At 71.3% G+C, this 16,032-nt stretch carries 13 protein-coding genes; 4 read left to right on the top strand and 9 right to left on the bottom strand.

The window, feature by feature from the left end; genetic code table 11:
* Nucleotides 1-11: 11 nt before the first annotated feature.
* On the bottom strand, nucleotides 12-617 hold the full coding sequence (locus ACZZ9K_RS06385; RefSeq protein WP_214560725.1) for a TetR/AcrR family transcriptional regulator: 606 nt from the start codon (nucleotides 615-617) through the stop codon (nucleotides 12-14).
* A gap of 102 nt (nucleotides 618-719) precedes the next feature.
* On the opposite strand from ACZZ9K_RS06385, the gene ACZZ9K_RS06380 reads away from it, so the two are divergent.
* Together ACZZ9K_RS06380 and ACZZ9K_RS06375 are read left to right on the top strand one after the other, a co-directional pair.
* Nucleotides 720-1,181, top strand: coding sequence for a hypothetical protein (locus ACZZ9K_RS06380; protein ID WP_463443595.1), 462 nt, complete (start codon nucleotides 720-722; stop codon nucleotides 1,179-1,181).
* Between the two features lie 168 nt (nucleotides 1,182-1,349).
* On the top strand, nucleotides 1,350-1,979 hold the full coding sequence (locus ACZZ9K_RS06375; RefSeq protein ID WP_463443594.1) for a hypothetical protein: 630 nt from the start codon (nucleotides 1,350-1,352) through the stop codon (nucleotides 1,977-1,979).
* 65 nt (nucleotides 1,980-2,044) lie between these two features.
* On the opposite strand, the gene ACZZ9K_RS06370 is transcribed toward ACZZ9K_RS06375, so the two are convergent.
* Nucleotides 2,045-3,025 carry an alpha/beta hydrolase gene (locus tag ACZZ9K_RS06370; RefSeq protein ID WP_463443593.1) on the bottom strand — a complete coding sequence of 327 codons (981 nt, stop codon included), beginning with the start codon at nucleotides 3,023-3,025 and terminating at the stop codon, nucleotides 2,045-2,047.
* On the bottom strand, nucleotides 3,018-4,556 hold the full coding sequence (locus ACZZ9K_RS06365; protein ID WP_463443592.1) for an MFS transporter: 1,539 nt from the start codon (nucleotides 4,554-4,556) through the stop codon (nucleotides 3,018-3,020). Before ACZZ9K_RS06365 ends, ACZZ9K_RS06370 begins: the two co-directional genes overlap by 8 nt.
* 193 nt (nucleotides 4,557-4,749) lie before the next feature.
* Between ACZZ9K_RS06365 and ACZZ9K_RS06360 the strand changes: the two genes are divergently transcribed.
* Both ACZZ9K_RS06360 and ACZZ9K_RS06355 read left to right on the top strand, forming a co-directional pair.
* Nucleotides 4,750-5,112, top strand: coding sequence for a hypothetical protein (locus tag ACZZ9K_RS06360; protein WP_071247743.1), 363 nt, complete (start codon nucleotides 4,750-4,752; stop codon nucleotides 5,110-5,112).
* A 114-nt stretch (nucleotides 5,113-5,226) separates the two neighbouring features.
* Nucleotides 5,227-6,033 (top strand): isocitrate lyase/PEP mutase family protein, encoded by an 807-nt coding sequence (locus ACZZ9K_RS06355; protein WP_463443591.1) that lies wholly within the window; start codon nucleotides 5,227-5,229, stop codon nucleotides 6,031-6,033.
* Nucleotides 6,034-6,136: 103 nt separating this feature from the next.
* Here the strand turns inward: ACZZ9K_RS06355 and ACZZ9K_RS06350 are convergent, their stop codons facing one another.
* The 6 genes from ACZZ9K_RS06350 to ACZZ9K_RS06325 form a co-directional block, all read right to left on the bottom strand.
* A complete protein-coding gene (locus tag ACZZ9K_RS06350; RefSeq protein WP_463443590.1) occupies nucleotides 6,137-7,075 on the bottom strand; it encodes a glycoside hydrolase family 16 protein in 939 nt (312 codons plus the stop codon).
* A 291-nt stretch (nucleotides 7,076-7,366) separates the two neighbouring features.
* On the bottom strand, nucleotides 7,367-8,692 hold the full coding sequence (locus tag ACZZ9K_RS06345; RefSeq protein ID WP_463443589.1) for an alpha-hydroxy acid oxidase: 1,326 nt from the start codon (nucleotides 8,690-8,692) through the stop codon (nucleotides 7,367-7,369).
* A complete protein-coding gene (locus ACZZ9K_RS06340) occupies nucleotides 8,689-10,176 on the bottom strand; it encodes a rhamnulokinase (protein WP_463443588.1) in 1,488 nt (495 codons plus the stop codon). The genes ACZZ9K_RS06345 and ACZZ9K_RS06340 overlap by 4 nt, the downstream gene beginning before the upstream one ends.
* A gap of 26 nt (nucleotides 10,177-10,202) precedes the next feature.
* Nucleotides 10,203-12,251, bottom strand: coding sequence for a bifunctional aldolase/short-chain dehydrogenase (locus tag ACZZ9K_RS06335; RefSeq protein ID WP_463444741.1), 2,049 nt, complete (start codon nucleotides 12,249-12,251; stop codon nucleotides 10,203-10,205).
* 40 nt (nucleotides 12,252-12,291) lie between these two features.
* Complete coding sequence (gene rhaI, locus ACZZ9K_RS06330; protein ID WP_138803962.1) at nucleotides 12,292-13,464, bottom strand: L-rhamnose isomerase; 1,173 nt, start codon at nucleotides 13,462-13,464, stop codon at nucleotides 12,292-12,294.
* Between the two features lie 176 nt (nucleotides 13,465-13,640).
* Nucleotides 13,641-15,959, bottom strand: a complete 2,319-nt coding sequence (locus ACZZ9K_RS06325; protein ID WP_463443587.1) for a family 78 glycoside hydrolase catalytic domain — start codon at nucleotides 15,957-15,959, stop codon at nucleotides 13,641-13,643.
* Between the last annotated feature and the right edge of the window lie 73 nt (nucleotides 15,960-16,032).

Here is a 16,032-nt window from a genome sequence, read left to right as displayed (position 1 = left end):
GGGATCAGTGGTCAGCGGAGGTGGTCGAAACCGTCGCCGAGGAGTTGGAACGCAGCTCGGAGGAACGGCTGGAGGGGTTGTGGCTCCGCGCGCGCCGCCCAGGACTCCAGCGTTGTCAACAAGGTCGAAAGCGCAGCGGCGGACACCAGACCAGGAATGGGATCCTCCGGTGCTGCGTCTGAGCGCGCCGCGACGGCGGCCGCGAACACTGCGTTCGCTGCGCGAGCACCTCGATCGACGGCTGACTGCATGCCCGGCGTCGACAGCACTGCAAGCAGCCCGCTCTGCTCCTCCCGGGACGGGGTCGTCGTCTCTTCTGCCTCGTACGGCGCGAGCAGCGCCTCCGTGATGGCAGTCCACAACGGCTCCTCGAGTGGCCGCTGGAGCAGATCGTCGGCTGCCCTGCGCACGCGTTGCACGTGGCGGTCCGCGATCGCGTCTTCCTTGCTCGAGAAGTAGTTCCCGAACGTCCGCCTCGACACTCCGACCCGACCGACGATGTCCTCGACACGGATGTTGTCGAGCCCCCGCTCCCGAGCGAGCAGCACAGTCGTCACGCTCAACGCGTCACGGATCGCTGCCTTCTTCTGGTCACGGAACGAGACCTTGTCTGTCATGACACCAAACTAGAACATATTTGCCCATTGGGCAAATTTACTCAATGGGCAACCTGGACCTCGGGGCATCGCTTCACAGACGGTTCGCGGTTCGGGGTGGTCGTGCTCGGAGTCGCGAGCGCGGTCGCCGGAGTTCTCGCCGTCATCGGATGGCCGCTGCCCGTGATCTCGTCGACACACGGCCGCGGTCAGCACGCGTGGGCGCGGACCGTCCGTGAAGTCCACGACTGGTTCGCGCACGACGGCTGGCGGATGTCCGGCGCATCGTGGATCTACGGTGCTCTCGCGGTCGTCGCCCTGGCCGCCGTTGTCATCCTGCTGCATCCTGCCTGGAGCGGCCGCCGCGCGTTGCTGATCATCGTCGTTCCGGCCGGGGTGCTCCTCGTGTTGGGCCCCGCGCTCCAGTGGGCTCTCGGGCTGCCATGGTCGAACTCCGGAAGCGGACCGGCCGGCGGGACGGCCATCGGGATCGTCGTCACGGTCGTGTGCGGCGCCGTGCTCACGGGGGTCCGTCAGGCCCTGCGGCGAAGAGCCCGCCGCAATGCATCGGCGCTCGTCCGCTGAGGAGGCCGAGGTCGGAGCAAACGGGGGCTGTGCCGGCGCGAACTCCGAATCGGCCTTGCTGGTTACCGCAAGATCGGTGAGGAACCATCGTGTGCGCCGACGGTCCGGCAGTACGGTCCGGGAACAGCCTGACTCGAGGCTGCGAGAAGCCGACCCGAAGGCGACCCGATGGACAACTGCGACGAGCGACGGCCTGGCGCCCTTGCGTTCAAGAAGCATCTCGGCGAGCAGTTCGGTGGTGATCTCCGGCGGACACGAGCAGCTCCGGTCGCGCCACGACTCCACGGCGCGGTGAAGGCGACTGCCGTGCGAGCGCACACCGCCGGCGGCTCGAACGGCGGAATCCGTCAGGTCGTTGCTGAGCCAGTCCCGTTGCGGTTCGAGATGGCGAGCATGAGGCTGTCCCTCGCCGGCCTGGGTGTCGCGATCGGATGCGGAGTCGCGCGCACGATCGGCCAGCAGATCCTGCCAATCGCGAGGATCGTGGATCCCGAGGCGGGCGACGCGGAGCTCGACGAACGCGGCGTGTTCGAGGCACAGCTCGCCGAGGTGCTCACGGAGTCTTGGCCTCTCACCGTGGAACTCGCCGCAGAGGAGCTGGCGGCGGACACCATCATCATGCCCGTCGTCGGTGATCGCGTGCACTACAGCAGGGGTTCCGGGCACCTCATCGGGCTGCAGGGAGTCGTCGTTGAGTCCGAAGACGGACAAGCCCTGCCGCGCGGGCTGCGGTCCGTGCAGCTCGACGGTGAGGCGTGGCCGATCGTCGTCACGGTGGTGTCCCTGGACCGGATCTAGCTGTTGCTGCGAACAGGAGCCGGTCCCGGCACGAGCGCCGCGACGCGCTCGTGCCGGGGCGGCCGTCAAGCGGCCGGGTTGAGGAGGCGACCGGTGAACTCGCGCAGAGCCTGCACGGCCCGCCGCGACAGCGTCGCGTCGGGCATCATGCTCGTCGATCCGTGGAACGCTCCCGGCCACACGTGCAGTTCCGCCTGGACTCCTGCAGCCCACAGCGAGCTGGCCCAGGCGACGGTCTCGTCGCGGAACACCTCGGTGCTGCCGCAGTCGATGTACGCGGGCGGGAGCCCGGTGAGGTCGGTCGCGCGGCCCGGTGCAGCGTAGACGGAGACGTCTTCGCCACCCCGCCGGTCACCGAGGTAGGCGTCCCAGCCGAACCGTGTCATCTCCCGGTCGGCGACCCCGACACCGTCGAACTGCCGAGCCGACAGTGTCGCGTCGCGGTCGTCGAGCATGGGACTCACGAGCACCTGGCCGAGGACGGAGGGCCCCTGTCGGTCGCGGGCCAGGAGGGCCGTGCCGGCGGCGAGACCGGCACCGGCGCTCTGCCCGACGAGGACGATGCGCTCCGGGTCGATGCCGAGTTCGTCGGCGTGCTCGGCTGCCCAGACGAGACCGGCGTAGCAGTCCTCGACCGGGTACGGGTCCGGGTGTTCCGGCGCCAGGCGGTAGTCGGGGCTGACCAGGACGACGTCGTGCACCAGCAGCCACTCGTCGTAGGAGTCGAGGTTGCCGAGGTGATGGCCGAACATCATGCCGCCGCCGTGGATCGCGTAGGCCAGGGCAGCCGTGCCGGTTCGGCCGGTGCGTTGGATCACGGCGAGGTCGATCGGGTCGCCGCGGTGCCCCGGGATCGTGATGCTGCTGCGCTCGAGGCCGCGAGCACGCAGTCCTTCGTCGAGCTGCGCCTCCGTCGTGTCCAGTTGTCGCATCTGCGGCAGCATCTGGGTCGTGAGGTGGAAGCGGCCTCGTGCGTCCATGGCGGTGAGGAAGGGCACGAACTCGGGATCGAACGGCGGGCGGGGGAGGGCGATGGTGTCAGGCACGGGAGGTCTCCTCGGTGATGGTGGTCGGGTCGGCGTGTGCAGGGGTGGTGTCGGCAGGTTCGGACGGGGCCGCGTCTCCCTGTTCGGTGGTCCGGGCTCGGAGCAAGCCGACCACGACGAGCAGCGCTGCGACCGCGGCGAGGCCGAGGCCAGCGACGGTGAGGGCGTCCTGGAAGCCCTCGAGCCGGGCGGCGGTCCAGGTGGTCGTGGTGATGCTCCCGGCGACGAAGGCGGCGACGATGGTCCCCGCCGCGGCGACGGCGGCACCGCCCGCGAGCTCGCTCGAGGTGTCGACGAGCGCAGCTCCGACGGAGGTGCGGTCCGCGGGCAGTCCCGTGAGGACCGACGCGCCGGCGACGACGCCGACGACCCGCATGCCGGCGGCGACGAGCACGAGCGCGACGAGCACCCACGGGTACCCGTGCCGGCTCAGGGCGCCGAAGACCGCGAGCCCTGCGACGACCGAGGCGGCGCTCATCCAGGCGGCGCGGCCCAGGCCGACCCGCTGCACGAACGGCCCGACGAAGCGGCCGCCGACGAGCAGCACGACCACCTGCGGCAGCGTCCCGACCGCGGCCAGGGCCGGCGGCCAGCCCCAGGCGAACTGCAGCTGCAGGGTCACGAGGTACGACAGTCCGGCGACGGCCAGACCCGACGCGGCCTTGAACGCGAGGCCGCTCGAGACGAGTGGTCGGGCGAGCAGGTGCAGGTCGATCAGCGGGTGCCGCGCGGTCCGCTCGCGGGCGACGAACCCCACCGCGCACGTGGCGGCGAGGGCGAGGACGGCCCACCCCCACCAGCCGGTAGCTCCGGACTCGACCAGGATCGTCGGCGCCACGAGTGCTCCGGCCGTGGTCACGGTGCCGAGCAGCGCTCCGACCACGTCGACCGGATCGCGACGGAGCCCCGCCACCTCGTCGCGGGCGACACCCAACCGGATGCCGACGAGCGCGAGGACCGCGATCGGCACGTCGGCCAACAGCAGCACCTGCCACGGGGCGACGGCGAGCACGAACCCGCCGACGGTCGGACCGATTGCCAGCCCCACGAGCCCGGCCGTCGAGATGACGGTGAGCGCCCGCACCCGGAGGCCTTCGTCGTCGAAGAGGCGGAACGCCAGCGCCATCGACCCGGGCGTCGTCATCGCCGCGGCGACGCCCATCACGACCCGCACGGCGATCAGCTGCTCGGTCGACGTGACCACCGCCGTGGCGAGGCTCGCCAGGGCCAGCAGGACGAGACCGGCGAGCATGACCCGACGGCGTCCGATGCGGTCGGCGACGGCGCCGAAGAGCAGCATCAGCCCTCCGAAGGCGACCGAGTAGGCACCCGAGACCCACTGCAGGCCCGTCGTCGACGAGCCCAGGTCGCGGCCGATCGTCGGCAGGGCGACGTTGAGCACGGAGTTGTCGAGCATCTCGAACAGGAACACCGCGGACAGCCCGGCGAGGGCGATCCAGGCGTCGCGCAGACGAGGCGACGAGTCACCGGCGGGCACGTGCCCGGTGGTGAGAGCGGGACTGGGGGACACGATGGCGCACTCCTTCGAGGGAAGAAGTGGCGACTCGTTCGATGCCGCGTGCTGGTGCGTCGCAGATCGCGGCGCCTTTTACCTCAGTGATCCAGACCATACACGGACTGCCAGCTCGAGGAAAGTCCGTGGTCGGAGCCCTCGACCGTTGACGCAGTTCGAGGTGGGAAGTGGCAGGACCTACCCTGGACGGATGCTCTCCCGCCGCGAAGCCGCCGTCCGGCTCGACATCCCCCTCGAGATGGCGACCCGCCACGGCATCCCGTCGCGCCTGAGCGAAGCGGAGCTCGACGCGATCGAGCAGGACCCGCCCGCCTGGCTCGTGCAGTCCCGCGCCAACCGCACCGGCACCAAGAAGGTCTGGACGCGCCTGGAGTGCGTGGTCTGCGGCTTCGACGAAGAGGCGCGCCCGAAGAAGTGGTGGCCCGAATGGGACTACCTGATGTGCGACTACCACGCCCCGTACCAGGCACCCGAGCCCACCACCGGCCTGACGCGGCGCGAGGTCGAGGGCATCGGCAGCCGCTTCATCGCGCTCGTCGACGAGAAGCTCTGAGCAGCAGCACGATGCGCCTGCTGAGCAGGTCTCCTCTCCCCGAGGGCTGAGCGGCCCCACCGCGTCGTCCGGAATCCGCTAGCTCGTCGGCGCTCGGACCGATGGGATCGAGGGGTGAACACGACTTCGACCAGAGCCGCGACCTTCCACGGCCTCCACGACCACCCAGCCCGGCCACTCGTCCTCGTCAACGTCTGGGACGCCGCGAGCGCTCGACTCGTCGAGGATGCCGGCGCGACCGCGATCGCCACGACCAGTGCGGGCGTCGCCTGGTCCCTCGGACGACCGGACGGGAACACCCTGACCCGCGCGGAAGCGATGGACGCGGTCGCGCGGATCGCGGCTTCGGTGTCGGTGCCGGTCACCGTCGACGTCGAGTCCGGGTACGCCGACGACGCGGACGGCGTGGCGCGCACGGTGGACGCGGTGCTCGAAGCGGGCGCCGTCGGGATCAACATCGAGGACGGCAGGTTGCATCCGGATGCGCTCGCCGACCGGATCGGGGCGGCCCGGCGCGCGGCCGACCGAGCCGGGGTGCGCCTGTTCGTCAACGCACGGACCGACGTCCACCTCGCTGGCCTCGTCGATCCCGAACGACTCCTGGCCGAGACGCTCGAGCGTGCTCGTCGCTACCGCGGAGCCGGCGCGGACGGCGTGTTCGTCCCCGGAGTCCGAGACGCCGAGACCATCCGTGCGCTGGTGGAGTCGATCGACAGCCCGGTGAACGTGATGGCCGGTCCGGGGTCGCCGACCGTGTCGGAACTCGCCCGTCTCGGTGTGGCCCGCATCAGTCTCGGTTCCGCCGTCGCGCAGGCCGCGTACGCCGTCGCTCGGCAGGCAACGGCCGAACTCCTGACCTCCGGCACCTACGACTCGCTGGCGGCCGGGGTGGACTACGCAGACCTGAACGCGCTCTTCTGAGCGGCGCGCGTGACGCCCGGAACGCGACCACGCAGACGGACGGGAGGCCCGGTGCCAGCTGGCACCGGGCCTCCCGTCCGTCCGTGGTGCGGACCTGCGGACGCTACTCGGTCGTCGAGACCCAGTCGATGAGCAGGTTGCCCCGCTCGCCCCAGTTGCCGACCTGGAACATGAAGCGGTGCGGGGTCGTCGGCACGTCGTGCGTGACGGTGCCGAGGACCTTGCCGTCGACGCTGTACGTGACGGACTCACCGGGGACCCAGTCGACCTTGTAGGTGTGCCAGTCGCGCCACGAGACGCCGGTGCCGAGCTGGACGCGCTCGGCTTCCTTGCCCGGGGTCATCGAGTGGTGGAACACCGAGGGGCTGTCCTCGAAGTTGCCCTCGGGGAAGTCGATCTCGCCGTCGGCCCACACGTTCGACGTCGGCCACAGCATGAAGGCCGCGCCGTTGCCGTCGCCGCCGGTCGCCTTCGCGCGGACCGAGAACGAGCCGCCGACGTGGTCCCAGGCGCCGTCGGAGGAGCCGAAGGTGCCGGCCGCTCCGGCACCGGTGCCGAGGGCGACGTCCATCACGCCGTCGTGCACCGACACGGTCTTGCTCGGCGCGTAGATGCCCGAGGTGCCGTCGGGGTAGGCCTGCCACGACTGCGGGTACAGCGACGAGACCAGGCCGGTGACGGCGTCCTTGCTGAAGTCCTCGACGAACGAGGCGTCCGGTGCGATGGCGGACAGGTCCGCGGGGGAGCCATCCGCTTCGGGCGCTGCTTCCGGCGCGGCCTCGGGGGCGGGCTCGGCGACTGGGGCGGAGTCCTCGATCGGCGCGGAGTCCTGCTCGGGCTCCGCATCCGGGGTCCACTCGTCGGTGGGGGCCGGGGTCTCCGTCTCGTCCGGGGCCGGCGTCGGGGTGGGGTTCACCGGGGCGTTGTGCCAGCGGCGTTCGCCGTCCCAGCCCCACCAGGTGCGGGCGGAGGCGGCGGTGGGGACACCGAGGACCAGGGCGCCCGCGGTCGCGACCGCCAGGATCGCGCGGTGGCGGATCATCGGGTGCCCCCTCGGGTGGTCGGGGGTGTGGACGTGGTCCGTGGGGTCGTGCCGCGCGAGGGCGTGCACGTGCTTCGGGTCGAGATGTCGGGCTCCTCGTGGATGCTCGGGCGCAGGATGCGGGGAGGGACGGACGCATCAGCCGGCCGGATGCCGAGGGTTTCGTTGACACGTCCACGGACATCTTGCATCATTTGTGACCCGTTCGGGGGGCGTCACGGAAATCGACCGACGAACGCCCGGTGTCCGACCGTCGAACGTGCACGGTGCAACGTGCGGCGAGCCGACGGGTCAGACCCGGGGGATCGGCTGCAACCGCTGCAGCTGCGTCACGTGCCCCGGCTCGAGCTCGTCGAGCGAGGCCACCCCGAGCAGCCGCATGGTCCGCTCGATCTGCTCGGACAGGATCTGGATCATCCGGTCCACGCCGGCCTCGCCACCGGCCATCAGCCCGTACAGGTAGGCGCGGCCGACCATCGTGAACTTCGCGCCGAGGGCCACGGCAGCGACGATGTCGGCGCCGGACATGATGCCCGTGTCGAGGTGCACCTCGGTGTCCTTCCCGACCTCCTTCACCACGGAGGGCAGCAGGTGGAAGGGGACGGGGGCGCGGTCGAGCTGTCGGCCGCCGTGGTTCGACAGCGTGATGCCGTCGACCCCCAGGTCGGCCAGGCGCTTGGCGTCGGCCAGTGACTGCACGCCCTTCACGACGACCTTGCCCTGCCACTGGTCGCGGATCCAGGCGAGGTCCTCGTAGGTGACGGTCGGGTCGAACATGTGGTCGAGCAGCTCGCCGACGGTGCCGGACCAGCGGTCGAGCGACGCGAACGCCAGCGGCTCGGTGGTCAGGAAGTCGAACCACCACCACGGCCGGGGGATCGCGTTGACGATCGTCTTCGCGCCGAGCTGCGGCGGGATCGAGAACCCGTTCCGCTTGTCCCGCAGCCGCGCACCCGCGACGGGGACGTCCACGGTGACGAGGAGAGTGTCGAAGCCGGCCTGCTGGGCGCGGGAGACCAGCGCCATCGACTTCTCGCGGTCCTTCCACATGTACAGCTGGAACCAGTTGCGCCCGTGCGGGTTGGCGTCGCGGACGTCCTCGATCGCGGTGGTGCCCATCGTGGAGAGCGAGAACGGGATGCCGGCACGTCCGGCGGCCCGGGCACCGGCCCGCTCGCCCTCGGTCTGCATCATCCGCGTGAAGCCCGTCGGCGCGATGCCGAACGGGTACGACACCGGCGCCCCGAGTACGGAGCGGGACGTGTCGACGGAGGACACGTCGCGGAGGATCGCCGGCGTGAACTCGATGTCCTCGAACGCCTGCCGCGCGCGGGCCAGTGAGATCTCCGCCTCGGCCGCACCCTCGGTGTAGTCGAACGCGGCCTTCGGGGTGCGCCGGGCGGCGATGTCCCGCAGGTCCCAGATCGTCAAGGCCTGTTCGAGGCGCTGCCGTCGACCCGGCAGCGACGGCTTCTTGAACTGCATGAGCGGCGCGAGGTCCCGCACCGTCGGCAGCTGCCGCTTGACCCGCGTGCGAGCGGCGGACGCGGACCCGGTCGCGGGCGCCGGTGCGCCGGTTGCGGGGTCGATCCGGTGCTGGTCGTCGGTCGTGGTCATGCGTGGCTCCTGACGGGGGATCGATCGGGGTCGGCGCGCGACGACGCCGAGGGGGTGTACCGCACGGGCTCGACGCTCCGTGCGACGACGCTGCGGAGTGCCTCCAGTGAAGCCCCTCCGAGGCCTGCGAGTCCGACGGCGCGCGCCTGCACCAGCACGTTGCCGAGTGCGGTGGCCTCGACCGGGCCGGCCACGACCGGCAGGCCGGTGCGGTCCGCGGTCAGCTGGCACAGCAGGCGGTTCTGCGAGCCGCCGCCCACGACGTGCACGACCCGGATGGCCTTGCCGGTCACGTCGGCGATGGTGCGCAGGGTCTCGGCGTACGCCGTCGCGAGCGACTCGAGGATGCTCCGCACGAACTCCGCGCGCGACGCGGGCGCGCTCAGCCCGTGCGCCGCGCACCACGCGGCGATCCGCGCCGGCATGTCGCCGGGTGCCGTGAACGACTCGTCCGCGGGGTCGAAGACGGGGACCGGGGCGGTGACGGCCGCGGCGGAGGCGAGCAGGGCCTCCAGGTCGACGTGGTCGCCACCGCGCTCCCAGGTACGGACGCTCTCCGACAGCAACCACAGTCCGGACACGTTCTTCAGGAACCGGACGCGGCCGTCGACACCGCCCTCGTTCGTGCAGTTCGCGCGTCGTGCCGCGTCCGACAGGACGGGCGCGTCGAGCTCGACGCCGACGAGCGACCACGTGCCCGACGAGATGTAGGCGAAGTCCGGCTCCGTCGCGGGGACCGCGACGACGGCGCTCGCCGTGTCGTGCGAGCCGACCAGCGTCACGTCGGCCTGCCCGCCGACGAGCGCGGCGACGGACGGCAGCAGCGGGCCGAGTCGGTCGCCCGGGTCGCGCAGCGTGGGCAGCAGCCCGGCCGGGAGGCCCGCAGCAGCCCGCACCGCCGGGTCCCACCCACGGGTGGTCGCGTTCAGGGCCCCGGTCGTCGAGGCGTTCGTGCGCTCGGCCGCCTCGACCCCCGTCAGCCAGTACCCGAGCAGGTCGGGCACGAGCAGCGCACGCTGCGCGAGCCGCAGCGACGGGTCGGCAGCCCACTGGAACAGGGTGTTGAACGGCAGGTGCTGCAGGCCGTTCCGGGCGTACAGCTCGGTGGCGGCCATCCGGTCGTGCACGGGGACGACACCGCCCTGGTGCCGGTCGTCGCGGTAGTGCGACGGCAGCCCGAGCAGTCGGCCGTCGCGGAGCAGGCCGTAGTCGACCGCCCACGAGTCGATGCCGATGCCGGCGATCGCGGGGTGCTCGGCGAACGCACGCCGCAGCCCCTCGGTCACCTGTCGGTACAGCTCGACGACGTCCCAGTGCAGGGCGTCGCGGCCCGTGTCGGCGTCGCCCTCGTGCAGGGTGACGGGGCCGTTCGGGAACCGGGCGACGTGGTCCATCCGGACCCCGTCCGGGTCGACGTGGCCGACGATCACCCGGCCGCTGGTGGCCCCGAGGTCGACCGCCGCGACGCTGCCGCTGGTGTGCATGTTCTGCTCCTGCTCGGTGTTCGTCGCTACCGCAGGAAGGCCGCGGCGACACCGGCATCGACGGGCACGTGCAGGCCGGTGGTGTGCGAGAAGTCGTCGGTGCAGATGGCGTAGACGGCGTTCGCGACGTTCTCGGGCACGACCTCGCGCTTCAGGATCGTGCGCTGCGCGTAGAACTTGCCGAGGTCCTGCTCCTCGATGCCGTACGTCTTGGCGCGGTTGGCGCCCCAGCCGCTCGCGAAGATGCCGGAGCCGCGCACGACCCCGTCGGGGTTGATGCCGTTGACGCGGACGCCGTGCTCACCGAGCTCGGCCGCGAGCAACCGCACCTGGTGGGCCTGGTCGGCCTTCGTGGCGGAGTACGCGATGTTGTTCGGCCCGGCGAACACCGAGTTCTTCGACGAGATGTAGACGATGTCGCCGCCCAGGCCCTGCTCGATGAGCACCTTCGCCGCGGCCTTCGACACCAGGAACGACCCCTTCGCCATCACGTCGTGCTGCAGGTCCCAGTCCTGCTCGGTGGTCTCGAGCAGGCTCTTCGACAGCGACAGCCCCGCGTTGTTGACGACGAGGTCGAGGCCGCCGAAGTGCAGCAGGGTCTGCTGGATCGCCTGGTCGATCGCGGCGGCGTCCGTCACGTTCGCGGCGACGCCGATGGCCTGGTCGAGGCCGCCGATCTCGGCCGCCGCTGCGGTGGCCTTCTCGAGGTCGAGGTCGGCGATGACGACGGCGGCGCCCTCGGCCGCCAGGCGCTTCGCGATCGCCTTGCCGATGCCGGACGCAGCCCCCGTGACCAGGGCGATGCGCGTCGCGAGCTTCCTGGGCGCGGGCATCCGCTGCAGCTTCGCCTCTTCGAGGGCCCAGTACTCGATCCGGAACTTCTCGGCCTCGTCGATGGGGGCGTAGGTGCTGACCGACTCGGCACCGCGCATCACGTTGATCGCGTTGATGTAGAACTCGCCGGCGACGCGGGCGGTCTGGGCGTCCTTGCCGTACGAGAACATCCCGACGCCGGGCACCAGCACGATGAGCGGGTCGGCGCCGCGGATCGCGGGGGAGTCCGGCGTCCGGTGCCGGTCGTAGTAGGCCTGGTAGTCCGCGCGGTACTGCTCGTGCAGTTCGTGCAGGCGGGCGGTCTGCTCGTCGACGCTCGCCGAGGCCGGCAGGTCGAGGATGAGCGGCTTGACCTTGGTGCGCAGGAAGTGGTCCGGGCAGCTGGTGCCGAGGGCCGCGAGCCCTTCGGCGCGCTCGCTCGCCAGGAACTCGAGCACGACATCGCTGTCGGTGAAGTGCCCGACCACCGGCTTGTCGTGCCCGGCGATGCCGCGGATCGTCGGGGCGAGGGCGGCGGCGCGTGCGTGACGTTCGTCGGTCGGCAGTGCTTCGAACCCCGCTCGGACGCCGCCGAACGGGTCGGCCGTGCCGTGCTCCGCGAGGTACTGCTCGGCGGTGTCGATGATCCAGCGCGAGTTGCCTTGCGCCTCGTCGCTCGTGTCCCCCCACGCGGTGATGCCGTGGCCGCCCAGGATCGTGCCGATCGCCTGCGGGTGGTCCCGCTTGACGGCGGCGATGTCGAGCCCGAGCTGGAACCCGGGTCGGCGCCAGGGCACCCAGACGACACGGGCGCCGAAGATCCGCTCGGTCAGGGCCGGACCGTCCGCCGCGGTGGCGATCGCGATGCCGGCGTCGGGGTGCAGGTGGTCGACGTGCGCGGCGTCGACCAGGGCGTGCATCGCGGTGTCGATCGACGGTGCCGCACCGCCCTTGCCGTGCAGCGTGTAGTCGAACGCGGCGACCATCTCGTCCTCGCGCTCGACGCCGGGGTAGACGTCCTGGAGGGCACGGACGCGGTCGACGCGCAGGACCGCGAGGCCCGCCGGGGTGAGGGTGCCGAGGTCGCCCCCGGAGCCCTTCACCCAGAGCAGCTCGACCGGTTCGCCCGTGACGGGGTCGGTGTCGGTGCCCTTGGCGGAGGTGTTCCCGCCCGCGTAGTTCGTGATCCGCGGATCCGAGCCGAGCGCGTTCGAGCGCGCGACCAGCGCCCGGATCGTGGTGTCTGCGTCGGTGCCGTGCATTGCGGGGTCCACCCGTGCCTCCACTGTGTTCGTCATGTTCCTACGCGCCCCAGCCGGCCTGGACGCCGCCGACGCGGTCCGCCGCGATCGACTGCTGGTACCCGGACTCCAGGTAGGCGCGCATCGGGTTCGCCGGCAGCCCGCGGGACTCGCGCCACTCGGCCAGGTCCTTCCGGACGTCGGTCTGGTACGCGTCCATGAAGACCTCGTTCGCGCCGAGGACGTCGTGGGCCTCTTGCGCGGCGGTCAGCGCGACGCGATCGAGGAGCAGCGCGCGGGCCGTCATCTCCTGCACGTTGAGCACCGAGCGGATCTGGCCGGGGATCTTGTCCTCGACGTTGTGGCACTGGTCGAGCATGAACGCCACGTCGGGGTTGTCGTAGCCGCCCCCGCGGATGACCTCGACCAGGATCCGGAACAGCTGGAACGGGTCCGCGGCGCCCACGATCAGGTCGTCGTCGGCGTAGAAGCGCGAGTTGAAGTCGAACGAACCGAGCTTGCCGAGGCGCAGGAGCTGCATCACGATGAACTCGATGTTCGTGCCGGGGGCGTGGTGCCCGGTGTCGAGGCAGACCATCGCCTTCGGCCCGAGTGCCGCCGTCTGCACGTAGCTGGTGCCCCAGTCGGGGACGTCCGTGTGGTAGAACGACGGCTCGAAGAACTTGTACTCGAGCACGAGCCGCTGGTCGGCACCGAGGCGGTCGTAGATCGTCGAGAGCGACTCGTGCAGGCGGTCCTGGCGGGAGCGCATGTCCTCTTGACCGGGGTAGTTCGAGCCCTCGGCGAGCCAGATCTTCAGGTCGCGGCTGCCGGTGGCGTCCATCACGTCGATGCAGCGCAGGTGGTGGTCGATCGCCTTCTGCCGGATCGTCTCGTCGACGTGGGTCAGGGCGCCGAACTTGAAGTCGTCGTCCTGGAACGTGTTCGAGTTGACGGTGCCGAGCGACACCCCGTGCTCCTCGGCGTGGCGCTTGAGGTCGGCGAAGTCGTCGACCAGGTCCCACGGGATGTGCAGCGCGACGGTGGGGGCCAGGCCGGTGTACTCGTGCACCTGGGCGGCGTCGGCGATCTTCTCGTAGGGGTCGCGCGGGGTGCCCGGCGTGCTGAACACCTTGAAGCGGGTGCCGGAGTTGCCGAAGGCCCAGCTGGGCAGCTCGATCTGCTGTCGTGCCAGCTGGTCGGCGATGCCGGCGAAGCTCGGGGTCGATGTCATCGTGTCACTTCCTCGTGTGCGATTGAATCGTTTCATACAGTACGGCCGGCGGCGGTCTGCCGCAACCGTGGTGGTGCCGTGGTGCCGTTGGTGCCGCAAAACACCGGTGTTCACGTGTTGAACACGCGCGTTCGGGGGTTCGACGCGCGAACACCGGTGTTTTGCGAGCCAGACCCCTACGCGGCGGGGACCGCGGCGGGGGCGCGGAGGTCGTGCGTTCCGCCGCCGACCCGCTGCTCGGGCGCACCCGGCAGGCGCACCACGGCCGAGACGCCCTCGGGCACGGTCGCCCGGACGCGCAACTCCCCGTCGACGAGCTCCCACCGCACGGCGACGTGCCCGTGCACGGTGTCGAGCGACGTCTCCGCCCACGTCAGGCCACCGCCCGGCTGCGGCGCGATCAGGACGGCCGAGTACCCCGGCGACAGCGGCGACAGGCCACCCACCACCCGGTGCATCCAGTCCGCCACGGCACCGAGTGCGTAGTGGTTGAACGAGGTCATCTCACCCGGGTTGATCGTCCCGTCCGGCAGCATCGAGTCCCACCGCTCCCACACCGTCGTCGCGCCCATCGTCACCGGGTACAGCCACGACGGGCACTCCGTCTGCAGCAGCAGCCGGTAGGCGTCCTCCAGGTGGCCCGTCTGCGTCAGCGCGTCGGTGATGAACGGGGTCCCCGCGAAGCCCGTCGAGATCCGGTACCCGGACGCCTCGACCAGCTCGGCGAGCCGCTCGCCGGCCACGGCCTGCTCCTGCTCGGACAGGATCCCGAACACGATCGCCAGCGTGTACACCGTGGTCGCGTCCGACAGGATCCGCCCGTCGTCCTGCAGGTAGTGGGTGCGGAACCCGGCCTGGAGGCGCGTGGCGAGTTCCCGGAACTCCGCTGCTTCCGCCTCGTGACCGCCCAACAGCTCCGCCGCGTCCGCCACGATCGTCGCGGACCGGTAGGCGCAGATCGTCGCGACGACGCCCTTGTCGGCCTTCGCGTCGGCCGGGGCCTCGGGAGGGGCGTCCGGGTCGAGCCAGTCGCCGAACTGGAACACGGTGTCCCACAGGTCCTCCGGGGACAGGTGGTCACGGACCCGGCGCAGGTGTGCGGCCATCGAGTCGAACTGCTCCTCGAGCACCGCGGTGTCGCCGTACGCCTGGTACAGCGTCCACGGCACCCAGACGCCGGCGTCCGACCACACGGCGGTCGCGTCGGGCGTGCCGAAGTCCTCGGCGGGGGAGTACTTCAGCACGTCCGGCACCACGAACGGGATGACCCCGTCGGCGTGCTGCTGCTCGAGCCAGACGTCGCGCAGCCAGTCGGCCAGGAACGTCCGCGTGTCGAACAGGTACGAGGCCGTCGGGGCGAACGCGGCGATGTCACCCGTCCAGCCGAGTCGCTCGTCGCGCTGCGGGCAGTCCGTCGGCACGCTCAGGAAGTTGCCCTGCATGCCCCGGACGACGTTGTCGTGGAAGGTGTTCAGCAGCTCGTGGCTCGACGCGAACGTGCCGGTGCGGGTGAGGTCCGACCCGACCTGCACGGCGGTGACCGCGGCACGGAGTTCGTCGTGGGTGCCCGGCCAGCCGTCGACCTGCGCGTACCGGAACCCGTGGAAGGTGAACCGGGGTTCGAACGTCTCGGGCTCGTCGTCACCGCGCAGGGTGAAGTGGTCCGTCGCCTTCGCGGTGCGCAGGGGGCGGGTGCCGAGCTCGTCGTGCTCGAGCACCTCGGCGTGCTGCAGGGTGAGCACGGTGCCGGCCGGGCCGGTCGCGGTGACCCGGAGCCACCCGACCAGGTTCACGCCGAAGTCGAGCAGGGTCGCCCCCGACGGGCTCGTCCAGATCGCCACCGGGGCGATCTCGGCGAGCGGGCGCACCGGCGGCACCGTGTCGGCGACGAGTTCGCGCTCGCCGATGTCGACCGGGTGCACCGTGCTCGTCCGCCCCCGGTGCCCGTCGACGCTCGGCACGGTGACCTCGCCGGGCGTCAGGAACGAGCCGTCGCGGAGTCGGGCGTCGATGTCCTGCCCGTCGTAGAGCTGGTCCGCGGTGATCGCGCTCGACAGGGCCTGCCAGTCGGTGTCGGTCGTGACGTGCTGCTCGTGCCCGTCGGCGAACGTGATCCGGAGCTCGGCGAACCCGGCGCGCTCGTCGGTGTACCAGCCGCCACCGCCGCCCCAGGCCAGGCGTCCGGCGGCCCAGCCGTTGCCGACGACGAGCGCGAGCACGGCCGGCTGGCCGGGGAGCGTGTCGGACAGGTGCTCGGTGACGTCGTGCGAGACGACGCGGATGCGCCACTCGTAGCTCGTCCACCCCGGTTCGAGCAGGTGGTCGGAGACGCGCTGCCCGCCGAGCCAGGCCTCGACGACACCGAGGGCACTGACGTCGAGGGTGGCGGCGGTGACGGCGCCGTGGCCGTCGTCCAGGGGGAACTCCCGACGCAGGATCGGCGCGCTGCCGAGGTCGGTGTCGGCCGCGATGAACGGTGCGGTCCAGGTGGTCATGTGGTGGTCCTTTTCACGCGACCGGTCGTCGTCGACCGGTGCGGGGGTCGTGGGCCCGGCCGTCCGCCCGGGT

Source organism: Curtobacterium sp. AC268 (assembly GCF_979258745.1).
The sequence above is the reverse complement of the archived record's forward strand: the minus strand, read 5'-3'. Positions and strand labels throughout refer to the sequence as shown.